The sequence below is a fragment of the Streptomyces sp. NPDC092296 genome, from assembly GCF_044755465.1.
Taxonomy (GTDB): domain Bacteria; phylum Actinomycetota; class Actinomycetes; order Streptomycetales; family Streptomycetaceae; genus Peterkaempfera.
In genome coordinates, this window is the sequence record NZ_JBIVRB010000002.1 from 565,562 (window position 1) to 583,075 (window position 17,514).

15 protein-coding genes are annotated in these 17,514 nt (G+C 73.4%); 14 read left to right on the plus strand and 1 reads right to left on the minus strand.

Annotated elements, in window-relative coordinates:
• The first annotated feature begins 179 nt into the window (after positions 1 to 179).
• The 5 genes from ACIQGZ_RS10135 to ACIQGZ_RS10155 all read left to right on the plus strand — a co-directional run bounded on the left by ACIQGZ_RS10135 (position 180) and on the right by ACIQGZ_RS10155 (position 5,980).
• The gene (locus ACIQGZ_RS10135) at positions 180 to 890 is read left to right on the plus strand and encodes an MBL fold metallo-hydrolase (protein WP_402600621.1); all 711 of its coding nucleotides are present in this window, start codon (positions 180 to 182) and stop codon (positions 888 to 890) included.
• Positions 891 to 901: 11 nt separating this feature from the next.
• Entirely contained in the window at positions 902 to 2,164 is a 1,263-nt protein-coding gene (hisS, locus tag ACIQGZ_RS10140) for a histidine--tRNA ligase (RefSeq protein ID WP_402600622.1), read from the plus strand.
• Entirely contained in the window at positions 2,161 to 3,969 is a 1,809-nt protein-coding gene (aspS, locus tag ACIQGZ_RS10145; protein ID WP_402600623.1) for an aspartate--tRNA ligase, read from the plus strand. Before hisS ends, aspS begins: the two co-directional genes overlap by 4 nt.
• 91 nt (positions 3,970 to 4,060) lie before the next feature.
• Positions 4,061 to 4,582, plus strand: a complete 522-nt coding sequence (locus ACIQGZ_RS10150) for a GNAT family N-acetyltransferase (RefSeq protein WP_402600624.1) — start codon at positions 4,061 to 4,063, stop codon at positions 4,580 to 4,582.
• A 51-nt stretch (positions 4,583 to 4,633) separates the two neighbouring features.
• On the plus strand, positions 4,634 to 5,980 hold the full coding sequence (locus ACIQGZ_RS10155) for a replication-associated recombination protein A (protein ID WP_402600625.1): 1,347 nt from the start codon (positions 4,634 to 4,636) through the stop codon (positions 5,978 to 5,980).
• 3 nt (positions 5,981 to 5,983) lie between these two features.
• Here the strand turns inward: ACIQGZ_RS10155 and ACIQGZ_RS10160 are convergent, their stop codons facing one another.
• On the minus strand, positions 5,984 to 6,787 hold the full coding sequence (locus tag ACIQGZ_RS10160; RefSeq protein WP_402600626.1) for a DUF2470 domain-containing protein: 804 nt from the start codon (positions 6,785 to 6,787) through the stop codon (positions 5,984 to 5,986).
• Between the two features lie 414 nt (positions 6,788 to 7,201).
• On the opposite strand from ACIQGZ_RS10160, the gene rpsD reads away from it, so the two are divergent.
• The 9 genes from rpsD to aroC all read left to right on the plus strand — a co-directional run bounded on the left by rpsD (position 7,202) and on the right by aroC (position 17,481).
• Positions 7,202 to 7,813: a 30S ribosomal protein S4 gene (rpsD, locus tag ACIQGZ_RS10165; protein ID WP_111490706.1), complete on the plus strand. Its 612-nt coding sequence runs from the start codon at positions 7,202 to 7,204 to the stop codon at positions 7,811 to 7,813.
• A gap of 322 nt (positions 7,814 to 8,135) precedes the next feature.
• Positions 8,136 to 8,624 (plus strand): DUF948 domain-containing protein, encoded by a 489-nt coding sequence (locus ACIQGZ_RS10170; protein ID WP_402600627.1) that lies wholly within the window; start codon positions 8,136 to 8,138, stop codon positions 8,622 to 8,624.
• A 7-nt stretch (positions 8,625 to 8,631) separates the two neighbouring features.
• Positions 8,632 to 9,084 carry a DUF6167 family protein gene (locus ACIQGZ_RS10175; protein WP_402600628.1) on the plus strand — a complete coding sequence of 151 codons (453 nt, stop codon included), beginning with the start codon at positions 8,632 to 8,634 and terminating at the stop codon, positions 9,082 to 9,084.
• The gene (alaS, locus tag ACIQGZ_RS10180) at positions 9,084 to 11,753 is read left to right on the plus strand and encodes an alanine--tRNA ligase (RefSeq protein WP_402600629.1); all 2,670 of its coding nucleotides are present in this window, start codon (positions 9,084 to 9,086) and stop codon (positions 11,751 to 11,753) included. Before ACIQGZ_RS10175 ends, alaS begins: the two co-directional genes overlap by 1 nt.
• The gene (ruvX, locus tag ACIQGZ_RS10185) at positions 11,753 to 12,208 is read left to right on the plus strand and encodes a Holliday junction resolvase RuvX (protein ID WP_402600630.1); all 456 of its coding nucleotides are present in this window, start codon (positions 11,753 to 11,755) and stop codon (positions 12,206 to 12,208) included. The genes alaS and ruvX overlap by 1 nt, the downstream gene beginning before the upstream one ends.
• A 127-nt stretch (positions 12,209 to 12,335) precedes the next feature.
• Complete coding sequence (mltG, locus tag ACIQGZ_RS10190) at positions 12,336 to 13,484, plus strand: endolytic transglycosylase MltG (protein ID WP_402600631.1); 1,149 nt, start codon at positions 12,336 to 12,338, stop codon at positions 13,482 to 13,484.
• A 167-nt stretch (positions 13,485 to 13,651) separates the two neighbouring features.
• Positions 13,652 to 15,346, plus strand: coding sequence for an endolytic transglycosylase MltG (gene mltG, locus ACIQGZ_RS10195; protein WP_402600632.1), 1,695 nt, complete (start codon positions 13,652 to 13,654; stop codon positions 15,344 to 15,346).
• A complete protein-coding gene (locus tag ACIQGZ_RS10200; protein ID WP_402600633.1) occupies positions 15,343 to 16,179 on the plus strand; it encodes a shikimate dehydrogenase in 837 nt (278 codons plus the stop codon). Before mltG (ACIQGZ_RS10195) ends, ACIQGZ_RS10200 begins: the two co-directional genes overlap by 4 nt.
• 117 nt (positions 16,180 to 16,296) lie before the next feature.
• On the plus strand, positions 16,297 to 17,481 hold the full coding sequence (gene aroC / locus ACIQGZ_RS10205; RefSeq protein ID WP_402600635.1) for a chorismate synthase: 1,185 nt from the start codon (positions 16,297 to 16,299) through the stop codon (positions 17,479 to 17,481).
• Positions 17,482 to 17,514 lie beyond the last annotated feature (33 nt).

Sequence of the window (17,514 nt, forward strand, 5' to 3'; positions counted from 1 at the left end):
CCCAGTGTAGGGAGGCGGTACGTAAGCCGGGTATCAGCAGGCAGTGACAGTTGTGGAGGACCGGCGGAACGGACCTCGCCGGGCCGCCGGACCGGCATCTGGTTCGCAAAGCGGACCGCACCGCCGGTAGGCTGCCCGAAGACCTCAAGAGCAGCCATCCACCCGACCCGAGGACGCACGTGTTCATCGCCGGATTTCCCGCCGGAGCCTGGGGCACCAACTGCTACCTGGTCGCACCGGCCGCCGGTGAGGAATGCGTGATCATCGACCCGGGGCACGAGGCCGCCGCCGGAGTCGAGGACCTGGTGCGCGAGCACCGGCTCAGGCCGGTCGCGGTGATCCTCACCCACGGCCACATCGACCACGTGGCCTCGGTGGTCCCGGTCTGCGGCGCCCGTGGCGTCCCCGCCTGGATACACCCCGAGGACCGCTACATGATGGCCGACCCCGTCCGCGGCCTCGGCCGCGCGCTGGGGCAGCAGATCATGGGCTCCATCACGGTGGGCGAGCCCGACGACGTCCGGGAGCTCACCGACGGCAGCGTGCTCGACCTGGCCGGGCTGCGGTTCACGGTCGACCACGCGCCCGGCCATACCAAGGGGTCGGTGACCTTTCGGACGCCCGCCGCCGGAGACGTCCCTCCGGTGCTCTTCTCGGGTGACCTGCTGTTCGCCGGCTCCATCGGACGCACGGATCTGCCCGGCGGAGACCACGCCGAGATCCTGAGGTCGCTGGCCCGCGTGTGCCTGCCGCTCCCGGACGAGACGGTGGTGCTCTCCGGCCACGGCCCGCAGACCAGCATCGGCCGCGAGCGCGCCGCCAACCCCTACCTCCAGCAGGTGGCAGGCGCCGCCGCCGGGGCCCCCGAGGCCCCGCGACGAGGAATGTGACGGAAGCGAAGTTGAGCACCTTCAGCGCCCCCAAGGGCACCTACGACCTGACCCCGCCGGACTCCGAGGTCTTCCTCGCCGTCCGCGAGGCCATCGCCGCGCCGCTGCGCGACGCTGGCTACGGCTACATCGAGACCCCGGTCTTCGAGGACGTCCAGCTGTTCTCCCGGGGCGTCGGCGAGTCCACCGACATCGTCTCCAAGGAGATGTACGCCTTCACCACCAAGGGCGGCGACGACCTCGCGCTGCGCCCCGAGGGCACCGCGCCCGTGCTGCGCGCGGTCCTCCAGCACAATCTGCACCGGGCCGGCGGACTGCCCGTCAAGCTCTGGTACTCCGGCTCCCAGTACCGCTACGAGCGCCCGCAGGCCGGCCGCTACCGGCAGTTCTCGCAGGTCGGCGCCGAGGCCGTCGGCGCCGAGGACCCGGCGCTCGACGCCGAGCTGATCATCCTCGCGGTGGACGCCTACCGCTCGCTGGGCCTGCGCGACTTCCGCCTGCTGCTCAACAGCCTGGGCGACCGCGAGTGCCGCCCCGCCTACCGCAGCGCCCTCCAGGACTTCCTGCGCGGCCTGGATCTGGACGAGGACACCCGGCGCCGCGCCGAGCTCAACCCGATGCGGGTGCTCGACGACAAGCGCGAGTCGGTGCAGCGGCAGCTCACCGGCGCCCCGCTGATGCGCGACCACCTCTGCGAGGCGTGCAAGGCGTACCACGAGCAGGTGCGCGAGCTGCTGACGGCGGCCGGCGTCGCGTACGTGGACGACCCCAAGCTGGTGCGCGGCCTGGACTACTACACCCGGACCACCTTCGAGTTCGTGCACGACGGCCTGGGCTCGCAGTCCGCCGTCGGCGGCGGCGGGCGCTACGACGGGCTCTCCGAGATGATCGGCGGCCCGGCGCTGCCCTCCGTCGGCTGGGCGCTCGGCGTCGACCGTACGGTGCTCGCGCTCCAGGCCGAGGGCGTGCGGATCGAGCCGCCCGTCCGTACCCAGGTCTTCGCGGTGCCGCTGGGCGACCAGGCCCGGCAGTTGCTCTTCGGCCTGGTCACCGAGTTGCGCCGGGCCGGCGTCGCCACCGACTTCGCCTTCGGCGGCAAGGGCCTCAAGGGCGCCATGAAGGCCGCCGACCGCTCCGGCGCCCGCTGGGCCCTGGTCGCCGGTGAGCGTGACCTCGCCGACGGCGTCGTCCAGCTCAAGGACCTGACCACCGGCGACCAGACCCCGGTCGCCGTCGACGCTGTCGTCACCACCCTGAAGGAGAAGCTTTCGTGATCCGCACGCACGACGCGGGTACGCTCCGCGCGGAGCACGCCGGGACCACCGTGACCCTTGCCGGCTGGGTCGCCCGCCGGCGCGACCACGGAGGCGTCGCCTTCATCGATCTGCGCGACGCCTCCGGCACCGTGCAGATCGTGGTCCGCGACCTCGACTCGGTGCACGGCCTGCGCGCCGAGTACTGCGTCAAGGTCGTCGGCGACGTCCGGGTACGCCCCGAGGGCAATGAGAACCCGGAGATCCCCACCGGCGCGGTCGAGGTCGTCGTCAGCGCACTGGAGGTGCTCTCCGAGGCCGCCCCGCTGCCTTTCCCGGTCGCCCCCGCGCAGGGCGCAGAGAAGGACAGCGGCGAGCCCGGCACGGTCAACGAGGAGGTGCGGCTCAAGTACCGCTACCTCGACCTGCGCCGCGAGGGCCCGGCCCGCGCGCTGCGGCTGCGCTCCAGGGTCAACCATGTGATCCGCACGGTGATGGAGGAGAACGGCTTCCTCGACATCGAGACGCCCAACCTCACCCGCTCCACCCCCGAGGGCGCCCGCGACTTCCTGGTCCCGGTCCGGCTCCAGCCCGGCACCTGGTACGCGCTGCCGCAGTCCCCGCAGCTGTTCAAGCAGCTGCTGATGGTGGCCGGCATGGAGCGGTACTACCAGATCGCCCGCTGCTTCCGCGACGAGGACTTCCGGGCCGACCGCCAGCCGGAGTTCACCCAGCTCGACGTGGAGATGTCCTTCGCCGACCAGGAGGACGTCCTGGAGATCGGCGAGCAGGTCGTCGCCCGGGTCTGGAAGGACGTGCACGGCTACGACCTGCCGCGCCCGCTGCCCCGGATCAGCTACGCCGACGCGATGAACCGTTACGGCTCCGACAAGCCGGACGTCCGCTTCGGCCAGGAGCTGGTCGACCTCACCGACTACTTCGCCGGCACCGCGTTCCGGGTCTTCCAGGCCCCGTACGTCGGCGCCGTGGTGATGCCCGGCGGCGCCGCGCAGACCCGCAAGCAGCTGGACGCCTGGCAGGACTGGGCCAAGGCGCGCGGCGCCCGCGGCCTGGCCTACGTGGTGGTCGACGCCGAGACCGGCGAGCTGCGCGGCCCGGTCGCCAAGAACCTCTCCGCCGAGCACCTGGCCGGGCTGGTCGAGGCCGCCGGCGCGGCCAAGGGCGACGCCATCTTCTTCGCCGCCGGCAAGAGGACCGCCTCGCAGGAGCTGCTGGGCGCCGCCCGGCTGGAGATCGGCCGCCGCTGCGAGCTGATCGACGAGTCCCGGTGGGAGTTCCTCTGGGTCGTCGACTTCCCGATGTTCGAGCCGGTGGAGGACGACAAGGGCGAGCAGATCGGGTGGACGGCCATCCACCACCCGTTCACCGCGCCCACCCCGGCGTGCCTGGACAGCTTCGACAAGGACCCGGCGAACGCGCTGTCCAACGCCTACGACCTGGTGCTCAACGGCTCCGAGATCGGCGGCGGCTCCATCCGTATCCACCAGCGCGAGGTCCAGCAGCGGGCCTTCGAGGCGATCGGCCTCTCCCCGGAGGAGGCCGCCTCGCAGTTCGGCTTCCTGCTGGAGGCGTTCAACTACGGCCCGCCGCCGCACGGCGGCATCGCGCTCGGCCTGGACCGGCTGGTCACCCTGCTCGGCGGGTACGACACCATCCGGGACGTCATCGCCTTCCCGAAGACCTCGACGGGCGGCGACCCGCTGACCGGCGCCCCGACGCCGATCACCGTCGAGCAGCGCCGCGAGGCGGGGATCGACGCCAAGCCCAAGCCGAAGGGCGAGGCGGAGCAGAAGTCCGAGGTCTGACCCCGGGCGGCAGGACCTTCCGGGCCCCGGCGACCGCGCAGCGCGGTCGCCGGGGCCCTTTCACAACGGTGTGACGTGGAGGGAGCGGGCGATGTTCGAGCGCGACGGGGTGGTCCGGGCCAGACCGGAGGAGGCCGAGGACGCCCCTGCGGTACGGCGGCTGCACATGGCGGCCTTCCCCGGGCCCGGCGAGGCGGACCTGGTCGATCTGCTGCGCAAGGACCCGGTGTGGCTGCCCGGCCTGTCCTGGGTCGCCGTCGACCACCGGGGGCTGGTGATCGGCCACGCCCTGCTGACCCGGCTGGCGGTGGGCGGCGGCGACGCGCTGGCGCTGGCCCCGGTGGCGGTCGCGCCGGAGTGGCAGCGTACGGGGGTGGGCACCCTGGTGGTCCGGGCGGCGCTCCAGGCGGCGGAGGGGGCCGGGGAGCGGCTGGTGGTGGTGCTGGGCGACCCGCGCTACTACCGCCGGTTCGGCTTCACGCCCGCCTCCGGGCACGGGGTCACCGGTCCGTACGACGTCCCCGACGCGGTCTTCCAGGCGCTGCCGCTGGCGGCGTACGACGGCGCCCCGCGCGGTGCGGCCGTCTACCCGCCGCCCTTCGACGCGGTGTGAGCCGGGAGCACCGGACCGGGCTGTCCGACCGGTGACGTAGGCTGCTGAATCGTGGAGCCCGATCTGTTCACCGCCGCCGCCGAGGAGCGTCAGGCCAGGGAGCCCGGCCGGGCACCGCTGGCCGTGCGGATGCGTCCGCGCACCCTGGACGAGGTGGCCGGCCAGCGGCAGCTGCTGGGCGAGGGGTCGCCGCTGCGGCGGCTGGTCTCGGCCGGGTCCAGCCAGGCCGCCACCTCCTCGGTGATCCTCTGGGGGCCGCCCGGCACCGGCAAGACCACCCTGGCCTATGTGATCAGCAAGGCCACCGAGCGCCGCTTCGTGGAGCTCTCCGCCATCACCGCCGGGGTGAAGGAGGTCCGCGCGGTGATCGAGAGCGCCCGCCGCGAGGTGGGCGCCTCCGGCCGGGAGACGGTGCTCTTCCTGGACGAGATCCACCGCTTCTCCAAGGCCCAGCAGGATTCGCTGCTGCCCGCCGTGGAGAACCGCTGGGTCACCCTGATCGCGGCCACCACCGAGAATCCCTACTTCTCGGTGATCTCCCCGCTGCTCTCCCGCTCACTGCTGCTGACGCTGGAGTCGCTGACCGACGACGACATCCGGGAGCTGCTGCACCGCGCGGTGGCCGACGAGCGCGGGCTCGGCGGCGCGCTGGCGCTGGCCGAGGAGGCGGAGCGGCATCTGGTGCGGCTGGCGGGCGGCGACGCCCGCCGGGCGCTGACCACGCTGGAGGCGGCGGCCGGGGCGGCGCTGGCCAAGGGCGAGCCGGAGATCACCCTGGCCACCACCGAGGTCGCGGTCAACAAGGCCGCCGTCCGCTACGACCGGGACGGCGACCAGCACTATGACGTGGCCAGTGCGCTGATCAAGTCCATCCGGGGCAGCGACGTGGACGCGGCGCTGCACTACCTGGCCCGGATGGTGGAGGCGGGGGAGGACCCGAGATTCATCGCCCGGCGGCTGATGATCTCCGCCAGCGAGGACATCGGCCTGGCCGACCCCACCGCCTTGCAGACCGCCGTCGCCGCCGCGCAGGCGGTGGCGCTGATCGGCTTCCCGGAGGCCCGGATCACCCTCTCCCAGGCGGTGATCGCGCTGGCCCTGGCGCCCAAGTCCAACGCCGCCTACCTGGCCATCGACGCGGCCCTCGCGGACGTCCGCAAGGGCCTGGCCGGGGCGGTCCCGGCCCATCTGCGGGACGCGCACTACGGCGGTGCCAAGAAGCTCGGCCACGGCCAGGGCTACCAGTACCCGCACGACCTGCCGGGCGGCATCGCCGCCCAGCAGTACGCGCCCGACGAGGTGCACGGCCGGCGGTACTACCGGCCGACCCGGTACGGCGCCGAGGCACGCTATGCCGAGGTCGCGGAGCGGGTGCGGGACAAGCTCGCGGGGGAGTAGGCGCTAGCGGACGGCCCGGTGCAGGATGCGGTGCATGGCGGTGCGCAGCTCCTCGGGGGTCTCCAGCACCCGGTCGAAGTCGAAGCGGACGTCCACGAACCGCTCCTCGTCCAGGAAGCGCACCCGCAGCCCGAAGCGGTCCAGCGCCACCGGCACCGCCTGCGGCCGCGGACCGGGCAGCCGGTCGGCGACCAGGGCGCCCAGCAGGTCCAGCCGGTCGGTGTGCGCGGCGGCCAGGTGCTGGAGCAACTCCGCCTCGTACGGCGCCAGCGGGTCGGCCTCGACCGCCGCGAGCCCGGCGGCGTCGGTCCGCGCGGTGCCCCAGAGGTCGTCCACCCGGATGCGGTCGACCTCCAGCCGCAGCAGCCGCCAGGCCGACCGGCCGGTGGGCGGTGCCATCGCCTCGTCCAGGCCGAGCGCGCCGACGGCGGGGTGCCGCCGGGCCAGCAGTCCGGCGTGCCGGGCGAAGTCGGCCGGCAGTACCGGCACCAGCACGCCGCCGGCCCAGGCGCGGCCCCGGATGCGGTGCCGCATCGCCACCGGGGCGACGTCCACCACCTCCAGCACCGCTTGCAGGCCGCCGTCCCGGTCGTGCATGGCGTGCCGGGCGGCGGGGGAGTCACCGGGGGCGAGCAGCAGCACATCGCCGTCCGGCAGCACCGTACGGGTCAGCGGGTACGGCGGGCCGGGTCGGGCGAACAGGTCCAGCCCGGGGATCTCCAGGGACGCCGAGGAGGCGTGCTCGACCAGGGTGCGGGCCCGCTCGGCGGGGCAGGGTGCGGTGGTCGGCTTCCCGTGCTGCGGCATGATGCCTCCTCAGTCGACTTAGGTGAGCCTAACCTAAATCAATTCACCGCCGCCGGGAAGACACCCCGCAGTGCACAAGTACTCCCGTACACCCGGTAACATGGCCGGAAGTGCCACGTCCCGTGCACGGGAGGCTCCCGGTCGAACCGGGCCGCCGACCGGCGTCACCAGCGGGGCGTCGGTCGGCGGCGCCGCACCTTCCGGGTGTGGACGCCTCCAGGAGCGTCGCGCACGTCCAGTGCCGCGGGCAGCCCACCACCTTTCGGCGGTGGGCCGGTCGCATGCACCGGCGGGCTCCAGCCCGGGAAGCGGCTGACCCCCTCCGCCACGGCGGCGACGGGTTTTCCCGGTCCGCAGCAGGCGACCTCCTTCAACAGTGGTGAGCCAGTCACAACTAGAGAGGTTCGGTTCACAGTGAACCAGGCACGTCCCAAGGTCCGGATCGCCCGCGCGCTGGGTATCCCGCTGACCCCGAAGTCCGTCAAGTACTTCGAGGCCCGCCCCTACCCGCCCGGCCAGCACGGCCGTGGGCGCAAGCAGAGCAGCGACTACAAGGTCCGTCTGCTTGAGAAGCAGCGCCTCCGCGCCCAGTACGACCTCAGCGAGACCCAGCTCTCCCGCGCCTTCGACCGCGCCCGCAAGGTCGAGGGCAAGACCGGTGAGGCGCTGATCGTCGAGCTGGAGCGCCGGCTGGACGCCCTGGTGCTGCGCTCCGGCATCGCCCGGACGATCTACCAGGCCCGCCAGATGGTCGTGCACGGCCACATCGAGGTCAATGGCCGCAAGGTCAACAAGCCCTCGTTCCAGGTGAAGCCGGGCTACGTCGTCACCGTGCGTGACCGCAGCAAGGAGAAGCACCCCTTCCAGGTCGCCCGCGAGGGTGGCTACGCCGGCGAGGGCCAGACCCCGAAGTACCTCGAGGTCAACCTCAAGGCGCTGGCCTTCCGGCTGGACCGCGACCCGCAGCGTCGTGAGGTCCCGGTCATCTGCGACGAGCAGCTGGTCGTCGAGTACTACTCGCGCTGACGCCGTGTGCTACTCGCGCTGACGCCGTGTGCTACTCGCGCTGACGCCATGTAGTACTCGCGCTGACGCGCGGGTACGTCACTCGTCGTACGCGGAACCGAGCCCCCGCAGCCGCTGCGCTGCGGGGGCTCGTCCGTTGCCCGGCACCCGGCCGCCCGGCGCGGAATTGCGGTCGGGAATGCGGGCAGGGGCGCGATAGGGTTCTGCTCTGCGGCTTGACGTGCGCGCCTCCACAGTCCGCGCACCGCCGGGGTCCCGCTGCCGCGGATTCCCGGCCGATGGCGAGCCCGCAGCCGAGCAGCATGTGAGGGAGCGCGCAAAGGTGTCCGTGGGAGAGCTGGCCGGTCTGGTCGTGGCCGTCTTCTGGGCGGTCCTGGTGACCCTGCTGGCCGTCGTGCTGGTACGGCTCTCCGCCGTCCTGCGCGAGACCACCACGCTGGTCAGGGCGGTCTCCGAGCAGGCGGTGCCGCTGCTGGAGGACGCCTCGGCGGCGCTCGCCGACGCCCAGCAGCAGCTGGACCGGGTCGACGAGATCACCGCCCATGTGCAGGACGCCGCCGCCAACGCCAACGCCCTCTCCTCCACCGTGGCCGCCACCCTCGGCGGACCGCTGGTGAAGGTCGCCGCCTTCAGCTACGGCGTCCGCCGGGCGGTGGCCCGGCAGAGCGGCGGCGCGGGCGTACCCGCCCCGTGGACCGGCCCGCAGTCCGACCGGGAGGCGCTCGCCGCCCTGGTCCGCGCCGAGGTGCGGTCCGCCACCGCCCCGCGCGGCGGCCTGGTCTCCCGTATCCGGCGAGCCGTGAGGGGTTGACGCAACCGTGCGACGCGTCTTCTGGATGGCGGTCGGCGCCGGCGCCACCGTCTGGGCCATGAACAAGGCGAACGAGGCCGCCCGCCGGCTGACCCCGGACAGCCTGGCCGGCACCGCCGCCCGCGGCGCCCTCAACCTGGGCGAGGCCGTGCGGTCCTTCGCCGGCGAGGTACGCACCGGCATGGCCGAGCGCGAGTACCAGCTCCGCGCCGACCTCGGGCTGGACGGCACCGCCGTGCCGCCCGCCGCCCAGCGGCGGCCCGCCCTGGCCGCCCCCGGCGAACCGGTCGAGTACCGAGCTATCGCGCCGGCCCCGGGCATGCCCGGCGCCGGCCCCGTCCGCCGCCTCACCTCCCCCAAGCCACCGCTCGCCCTCGAATCGACACCCGATCCGCACGAGGCAGGATTGCGCGGCCGACGTCCGCGCAGGGGCAGCACCCACAACCGGAAGGACCACTGATGGAGTCGGCAGAGATCCGCCGCCGCTGGCTGCGCTTCTTCGAGGAGCGCGGCCACACCGTCGTTCCGTCGGCCTCGCTGGTCGCCGACGACCCCACGCTGCTGCTGGTGCCCGCAGGCATGGTGCCCTTCAAGCCGTACTTCCTCGGGGAGGTCAAGCCGCCCTTCGTCCGCGCCACCAGCGTGCAGAAGTGCGTGCGCACCCCCGACATCGAAGAGGTCGGCAAGACCACCCGCCACGGCACCTTCTTCCAGATGTGCGGCAACTTCTCCTTCGGCGACTACTTCAAGGAGGGAGCCATCACCTACGCGTGGGAGCTGCTCACCTCCTCCGTCGAGGACGGCGGCTACGGCCTGGAGCCGGAGAAGCTCTGGATCACCGTCTACCAGGACGACGACGAGGCCGAGAAGATCTGGCGCGATGTCGTCGGGGTGCCTGCCGAGCGCATCCAGCGCCTGGGCATGAAGGACAACTTCTGGTCGATGGGCGTCCCCGGCCCCTGCGGCCCCTGCTCGGAGATCAACTACGACCGGGGCCCCGCCTACGGCGAGGAGGGCGGCCCGGCGGTCAACGGCGAGCGCTACATGGAGATCTGGAACCTGGTCTTCATGCAGTACGAGCGCGGCGCCGGCGACGGCAAGGACGGCTTCGAGATCCTGGGCGACCTGCCGAGCCGGAACATCGACACCGGCCTCGGCCTGGAGCGCCTGGCCACCATCCTCCAGGGCGTCGACAACATCTTCGAGACCGACACCACCCGGATGATCCTCGGCCGGGCCGGCGAGCTCACCGGGCACCGCTACGGCGCCGGTGAGAAGACCGACGTCTCGCTGCGCGTCATCGCGGACCACATCCGCACCGCCGTGATGCTGATCAGCGACGGTGTCACCCCCGGCAACGAGGGCCGCGGCTACGTACTGCGCCGCATCCTGCGCCGCGCCATCCGCAACATGCGGCTGCTGGGCGCCACCGAGCCGGTCGCCCACGAGCTGGTGGACGTCACCATCGAGGCGATGGGCCCGCAGTACCCGGAGCTGTTCGAGGACCGCAAGCGGATCAAGACGGTGGCGGTCGCGGAGGAGGCGTCCTTCCTCCAGACGCTGCGCACCGGCACCACCATCCTGGACACCGCCGTCTCCGAGGCCCGCAACGCGGGCAGCGCCGTGCTGGCGGGCGACAAGGCGTTCCAGCTGCACGACACCTACGGCTTCCCGATCGACCTCACCCTGGAGATGGCCGCCGAGCAGGGCCTCTCGGTGGACGAGGCGGGCTTCCGCCGCCTGATGAAGGAGCAGCGGGACCGCGCCAAGGCCGACGCCAGGGCCAAGAAGCAGGGCCACGCCGACGTCTCCGCTTACCGCGAGGTCGCGGACCGGGCCGGCGCCACCGCCTTCACCGGCTACAGCGACACCGCCGGCGAGGCGTCGGTGGTCGGCCTGCTGGTGGACGGCGCCCCGGCGCCGGCCGCCCATGAGGGCGACGATGTGGAGGTCGTGCTCGACCGCACCCCGTTCTACGCCGAGGGCGGCGGCCAGCTGGCGGACCACGGCCGCATCCGCTTCGACTCCGGCGCCGTCGTGGAGGTCCGCGACGTCCAGCAGCCGGTGCCCGGCGTCACCGTGCACAAGGGCTCGGTGCTGGTCGGTGAGGTGGTGCTCGGCTCGGCCGCGTACGCGCAGATCGACGAGAACCGCCGCCGCGCCGTCTCCCGGGCCCACTCGGCCACCCACCTCACCCACCAGGCGCTGCGGGACGCCCTCGGCCCGACCGCCGCGCAGGCCGGCTCGGAGAACGCCCCGGGCCGGTTCCGCTTCGACTTCGGCTCCCCGACCGCCGTCCCCGGCACGGTGCTCACCGACGTCGAGCAGAAGATCAACGAGGTGCTGGCCCGCGAGCTGGACGTCACCGCCGAGGTGATGACCATGGACGAGGCCCGCAAGCAGGGCGCCATCGCGATGTTCGGTGAGAAGTACGGCGACGCCGTCCGGGTGGTCACCATCGGGGACTTCTCCAAGGAGCTGTGCGGCGGCACCCACGTCGCCAACACCGCCCAGCTGGGCCTGGTCAAGCTGCTCGGCGAGTCCTCCATCGGCGCCGGGGTGCGCCGGGTCGAGGCGCTGGTCGGCGTGGACGCGTACCAGTTCCTGGCCCGTGAGCACACCGTGGTCTCCCGGCTCACCGAGCTGGTCAAGGGCCGTCCGGAGGAGCTGCCGGAGAAGATCTCCGGGATGCTCGCCAAGCTCAAGGACGCCGAGAAGGAGATCGAGCGGTTCCGCGCCGAGAAGGTGCTCGCCGCCGCCGCCGGACTGGCCGACTCCGCCCAGGACGTGCACGGCGTCGCCCTGGTCGCCGCCCGCGTCCCGGACGGCACCGGCGCCGACGACCTGCGCAAGCTGGTGCTGGACGTCCGCAGCCGGCTGGGCTCCCGTCCCAGCGTGGTCGCCGCCTTCACGGTGGCCAACGACCGCCCGCTGACCGTGATCGCCACCAGCGACGCGGCCCGCGAGCGCGGCGTCAAGGCCGGCGAGCTGGTCCGCACCGCCGCCAAGACCCTCGGCGGCGGCGGCGGTGGCAAGGACGACGTCGCCCAGGGCGGTGGCAGCGACCCGACCGCCGTGGACCGGGCGATCGAGGCGGTCCGCCGCCTGGTCGCCGAGCGCACCGCCTGATGCGCCGGGGCCGACGGATCGCCGTCGACGTCGGTGACGCCCGGATCGGGGTCGCCTCCTGCGACCCGGACGGGCTGCTGGCCACGCCGGTGGAGACCGTGCCGGCGGGCGGCGCCGCTCGGGCGCGGATCGCCGCCATCGCCGCCGAGTACGAGGCGATCGAGGTGGTCGTCGGGCTCCCCCGCTCGCTGAACGGGCGGGAGGGGCCCGCCGCCGCCAAGGTCCGCGCCTTCGCGGTCGGCCTGGCGGCGCTGCTCGGCCCGGTTCCGGTGCGGCTGGTGGACGAGCGGATGTCCACCGTCACCGCCACCCAGGGGATGCGCGCCTCCGGGGTGAAGTCCAAGAAGGGCCGTTCGGTGATCGACCAGGCGGCCGCCGTGGTCATCCTGCAGAGCGCCCTGGAGACCGAACGGGTGAGTGGCCGCCCGCCCGGCGAGAGTGTCGCGCCGGTGTGACCACCGCATCGCCCTAGCCTCAACGGCAAGGGGGCCCGCCGACCGCCCGGACACCGTCCGGCAGGTCGGCGGGCCCCTCGCACATCCGCCCCCGGGCCGCCCCGCCCGGCCCGCCGGTGAGGGACCCATGACCGACCAGGACCCGACCGGGGCGCCGCCCCCCGGACCCATCGACGCGCTGGCCGAACACGCCGCCACCGACCCGGGCCCCACCCCGGAGCAGCGCCGCCGCACCCGGCTGGCCTGCGGAATCACCGCCCTGCTGCTGGCCGGCACCGCCGGGTTCGGCGGGGTGCTGCTGTACGACTGGTGGACCGACCAGCAGCTGTCCGCGCCCGCCGACTACGCCGGAACCGGCACCGACCCGGTCCGCGTCGACATCCCGCCCGGGGCCAGCCTCACCCGGATCGGCCGCCTGCTGCACGACGGGGGAGTGGTGGCCAGCGTGGCAGCCTTCACCCGGGCGGCGGCCACCGACCCCGGTGCGGCCGCCATCCAGCCCGGCGACTACCCGCTGCGCCACCGGATGTCGGCGCTGGCCGCGCTGCACGTCCTCACCGACCCGGCCAACGCGGGCGGCCTGGTCGTCGTCGAGGGGCGCCGGTCCGCCCAGGTCTACGCGGCGATCGACGCCCGGCTCGGCCTGCGGGCCGGCACCACCGCCGCCCGAGCACGCGACGATGTCGCGGCCCTCGGCCTGCCGGCCTGGGCGGGCGGCCATCCGGAGGGCTTCCTCTTCCCGGCCCGCTACGGGGTGGCCAAGAGTGCCGGGGAGCTGGCCGTGCTGCGGGCGATGGTCGCGCAGGCGAAGGCCGAGTACGCGGCGGACGGGATCGGCAGCGGCGCGGCCGCGTACCAGGTGGTGGTCATCGCCAGCCTGGTGCAGGCCGAGGCGCAGCAGCCGGCGGACTTCGGCCGGGTCGCCCGGGTGATCCGCAACCGGCTGGACCGGGGGATGCCGCTCCAGCTGGACTCCGCCCTCAACTACGCGCTGGGCCGTACCACCGTGGACACCACCCATGAGGACATCAAGGTGGAGACCCCTTACAACACCTATCTGCACCCCGGTCTGCCGCCGACCCCGGTCGGCAACCCCGGTCATGCGGCGATCCGGGCGGCGCTGCACCCGACCCCCGGCGACTGGCTGTACTTCGTGACCGTGAAGCCCGGCGACACCCGTTTCACCGACAGTTACCGGGAGCAGCAGCGCAACGTGGCGGAGTTCAACCGCTACCGGCAGCAACACCGCAGCTCACCGGGCACTGACCGGCCCTGAGCTGCGTTCTCACTGAACCGGGGTGGATACGTCACCCTGTTGCGGTACGGTAACGTCTCCCTCCATGGCGGTGCGGGATAGCACGCCGGTTCGAGCAGGAGAGCGGGACGCGTCGTCCCGGACGGTCGGTGGGGAAGCCGGCCGTGGCTGTCGGCATAAGGGGATCGATGACTGACCTGGGGCGGGGCTACGGCTCCCAGGGGTGGAACTCGGGGGAGCCGCAGTACGGCGGTCCGCCGCAGGGCGGCGTCCCCGGCGGGCCTCCCCAGGCCCAGGGCGGCTACGGTCCCCAGGGCGGTTACGGGCCGCAGGGCGGCCAGGGCCAGGGCCACCCGCAGCAGGGCTGGCCCGGTGACCCGTACGGCCAGCAGGGGCCGCAGACCGGCGGCTGGCAGCAGCCCTACCCCCCGCAGCAGCCCGGACCGTACGGTGGCCCGCAGCAGCCGTACCCTCCGCAGCAGCCTGGGCCGTACGGTGGCCCGCAGCAGTATCCACCGCAGCAACAGCAGCCCTATCCGCCGCAGCAGCCACAGCCGCCGCAGCAGGCCCAGCCGCAGCAGCGGCCGCCGCAGCCCCGGCAGCCCGAGCCGCCGCAGCCCGAGCCCGACGGCTTCGACTGGGAGGCCGAGGCCGCCGCGCTGGACAACCCGTCCGCCGGGTCCGAGCCCGAGCCCGAGCCGGAGGCGGCCTGGGCGGAGGACGAGGAGCCGGAGGAGGAGCCGCAGGAGTCGTTCTTCGGCAGCGAGGACGACAGCCGGGGCGCCGAGCGCCGCCGCAAGCAGCAGGGCAAGAAGTCCGGCCGCCGCAACGGCGGCGCCTGCCTGGTGGTCTCCGTGGTGCTGGTCGGCGTCCTGGGCGCCGGCGGCTACTACGGCTACGGCTTCTACCAGGACCACTTCGGCCCGCCGCCGGACTACACCGGCTCCGGCACCGGCTCGGTCCAGGTCGAGATCCCCGACGGCGCCTCCGGCACCCAGATGGGCATCGCGCTCCAGAAGGCGGGCGTGGTCAAGAGCGTCGACGCCTTCATCAAGGCGTACGAGGGCAACGACCGGGCCAAGACCATCCAGCCGGGCTTCTTCACCATGCCGCTCCAGATGTCCTCGGCCGAGGCGGTGAAGTTCCTGATCGACTCGGCGGGCGGCGATGTGCTCATGGTGCCCGAGGGCCGCCGGGCCACCGAGATCTACGCCATGATCGACGCCAAGCTGCACCTGGACAAGGGCACCACCGCCCACACGGCCAAGGTCGACCTGAAGAAACTGGGCCTGCCGAGCTGGGCGCACGGCAACCCGGAGGGCTTCCTCTTCCCGGCGCGCTACCCGGTGGGCAAGGACACCAAGCCGCTGGCCCTGCTCAAGCAGATGGTCAGCCGGTCCAACGACGAGTTCAGCAAGCTCGGCTTCGCGGACGGCTACAAGAAGGACGGCCTCAAGTCGCCGTACGAGCTGCTGACGGTCGCCAGCCTGGTCCAGGCCGAGGGCCTCAACTCGGAGGACTTCGGCAAGATCGCCCGGGTCGTCTACAACCGGCTGAAGCCGGACAACGAGGAGACCCACGGCTACCTTCAGTTCGACTCCACGTACAACTACGCCCGCAACAACCGGACGCTGCATGTGACTGTGGCCGAGATGAAGGCGTACAAGAGCGACCTCAACACCTACTACATCCAGGGCCTTCCCTCGCGGCCGATCAGCAACCCCGGCGAGGAGGCCCTCCAGGCGGCGATGGACCCGACCCCGGGCACGTGGATGTACTTCGTCTCGGTCACACCGACCGACACCCGGTTCGCGACCACCTACGCCGAGCACCAGAAGAACGAGAAGGACTTCGAGGCCGAGTTGAAGAAGAGCAACGGATGACCGGCACCAGGCGCGCGGCCGTGCTCGGGTCGCCCATCGCGCACTCGCTCTCGCCGGTGCTGCACAACGCCGCGTACGCCGCCCTCGGGCTGGACAACTGGTCGTACGGCCGCCACCAGGTGGACGAAGCCGGGCTGCCCGGCTTCCTGGCGGCGCTGGACGTCGAGGGTGAGGGCTGGGCCGGGCTCTCGCTGACCATGCCGCTGAAGCGCGCCGTGATCCCGCTGCTGGACGAGGTCAGCGCGACCGCGCTGGCGGTGGACGCGGTCAACACCGTGGTCTTCACCGAGGACGGCCGCCGCACCGGCGACAACACCGACATCCCCGGCCTGGTCGCCGCGCTGGCCGAGCGCGGCATCGACAAGGTCGAGACCGCCGCCGTGCTGGGCGCGGGCGCCACCGCCTCCTCCGCGCTGGCCGCGCTGGCCCGGGTCTGCACCGGCGAGGTCACCGCGTACGTCCGCACCCCGGAGCGGGCGGCCCAGATGCGGGACCTGGGCGACCGGCTCGGCGTCGCCGTCCGTACCGCCCCCTGGGAGCGGGCCGTCGAAGCGCTCGCCGCCCCGCTCACCATCTCCACCACCCCGGCCGGGGCCAACGACGACCTCGCCTCCGGCGTCCCGGCCCGGCCCGGTGCGCTCTTCGACGTGCTCTACCACCCCTGGCCCACCAAGCTCGCCGCCGCCTGCGCCGAGCGCGGCGGTACGGTGCTGGGCGGCCTGGACCTGCTGGTCCACCAGGCCGTTCTCCAGTGCGAGCGCTTCACCGGCGTCGCCCCCGCCCCGCTCGCCGCCATGCGCGCCGCCGGCGAGGCGGCCCTGGCCGGGAACTGAGCGCTGTCCGCACAGCGGAACGGGCTCCGCGGCACCCCCGCGGCGTGAAAGGATCAGGGTCAGGACGCCATACAAGCCCGGCCCGTCCGCACCCGGGCCGACGACGAAGGAGCTCCGTTGGGTAGGTTGCGCTGGCTGACGGCGGGGGAGTCCCACGGCCCCGCACTGGTCGCGACGCTGGAAGGGCTGCCCTCCGGTGTACCGGTCACCACCGACCTGGTGGCCGACGCGCTGGCGCGCCGCCGGCTGGGCTACGGCCGCGGCGCCCGGATGAAGTTCGAGCGCGACGAGGTGACCTTCCTCGGCGGGGTGCGCCACGGGCTCACCCTGGGCAGCCCGGTCGCCGTGATGGTGGGCAACACCGAGTGGCCCAAGTGGGAGCAGGTGATGTCGGCCGACCCGGTGGACGCCGACATCCTCGCCGGGCTGGGCCGCAATGAGGCGCTGACCCGGCCGCGCCCCGGCCACGCCGACCTGGCGGGCATGCAGAAGTACGGCTTCGACGAGGCCCGGCCGATCCTGGAGCGCGCCAGCGCCCGGGAGACCGCGGCCCGGGTCGCCATCGGCGCGGTGGCCCGCTCGTACCTGAAGGAGACCACCGGCATCGAGCTGGTCTCGCACGTGGTGGAGCTGGGCGCCGCCCAGGCCCCCGCCGGGGTGCTGCCGCTGCCGTCGGACGAGGCCCGGCTGGACGCGGACCCGGTCCGCTGCCTGGACGCGGACGCCGCCGAGCGGATGGTCGCGGAGATCGACCAGGCCCACAAGGACGGCGACACCCTCGGCGGCGTGGTCGAGGTGCTGGCGTACGGCGTGCCGCCGGGCCTGGGCTCGCATGTGCACTGGGACCGCCGACTGGACGCCCGGCTGGCCGCCGCCCTGATGGGCATCCAGGCGATCAAGGGCGTCGAGGTCGGTGACGGCTTCGGGCTGGCCCGGGTGCCCGGCTCGCAGGCGCACGACGAGATCGAGCCCGGTCCGGACGGCGTCCGGCGCCGCTCCGGCCGCTCCGGCGGCACCGAGGGCGGGCTCAGCACCGGCGAGCTGCTGCGGGTGCGGGCCGCGATGAAGCCCATTGCCACCGTGCCCCGCGCGCTGGCCACCCTGGACGTGCGCACCGGCGAGCCCGCCCAGGCCCACCACCAGCGGTCCGACGTCTGCGCGGTGCCCGCCGCCGGCATCGTGGCCGAGGCGATGGTGGCCCTGGTGCTGGCCGACGCGGTGGCGGAGAAGTTCGGCGGCGACTCGGTCGCCGAGACCCGCCGCAACGTCAAGGGCTACCTGGACAATCTGATCATCCGCTGAAGGACGCCGACACCGTGACCGAGAACCAGCCCC

Coding starts and splice junctions, on each gene's coding strand:
- ACIQGZ_RS10150 (WP_402600624.1), top strand. CDS start 4,061: ATGTTCGAGCGCGACGGGGTGGTCCGGGCCAGACCGGAGGAGGCCGAG.
- ACIQGZ_RS10160 (WP_402600626.1), bottom strand. CDS start 6,787: ATGCCGCAGCACGGGAAGCCGACCACCGCACCCTGCCCCGCCGAGCGG.
- alaS (WP_402600629.1), top strand. CDS start 9,084: ATGGAGTCGGCAGAGATCCGCCGCCGCTGGCTGCGCTTCTTCGAGGAG.
- ruvX (WP_402600630.1), top strand. CDS start 11,753: ATGCGCCGGGGCCGACGGATCGCCGTCGACGTCGGTGACGCCCGGATC.
- mltG (WP_402600631.1), top strand. CDS start 12,336: ATGACCGACCAGGACCCGACCGGGGCGCCGCCCCCCGGACCCATCGAC.
- mltG (WP_402600632.1), top strand. CDS start 13,652: ATGACTGACCTGGGGCGGGGCTACGGCTCCCAGGGGTGGAACTCGGGG.
- ACIQGZ_RS10200 (WP_402600633.1), top strand. CDS start 15,343: ATGACCGGCACCAGGCGCGCGGCCGTGCTCGGGTCGCCCATCGCGCAC.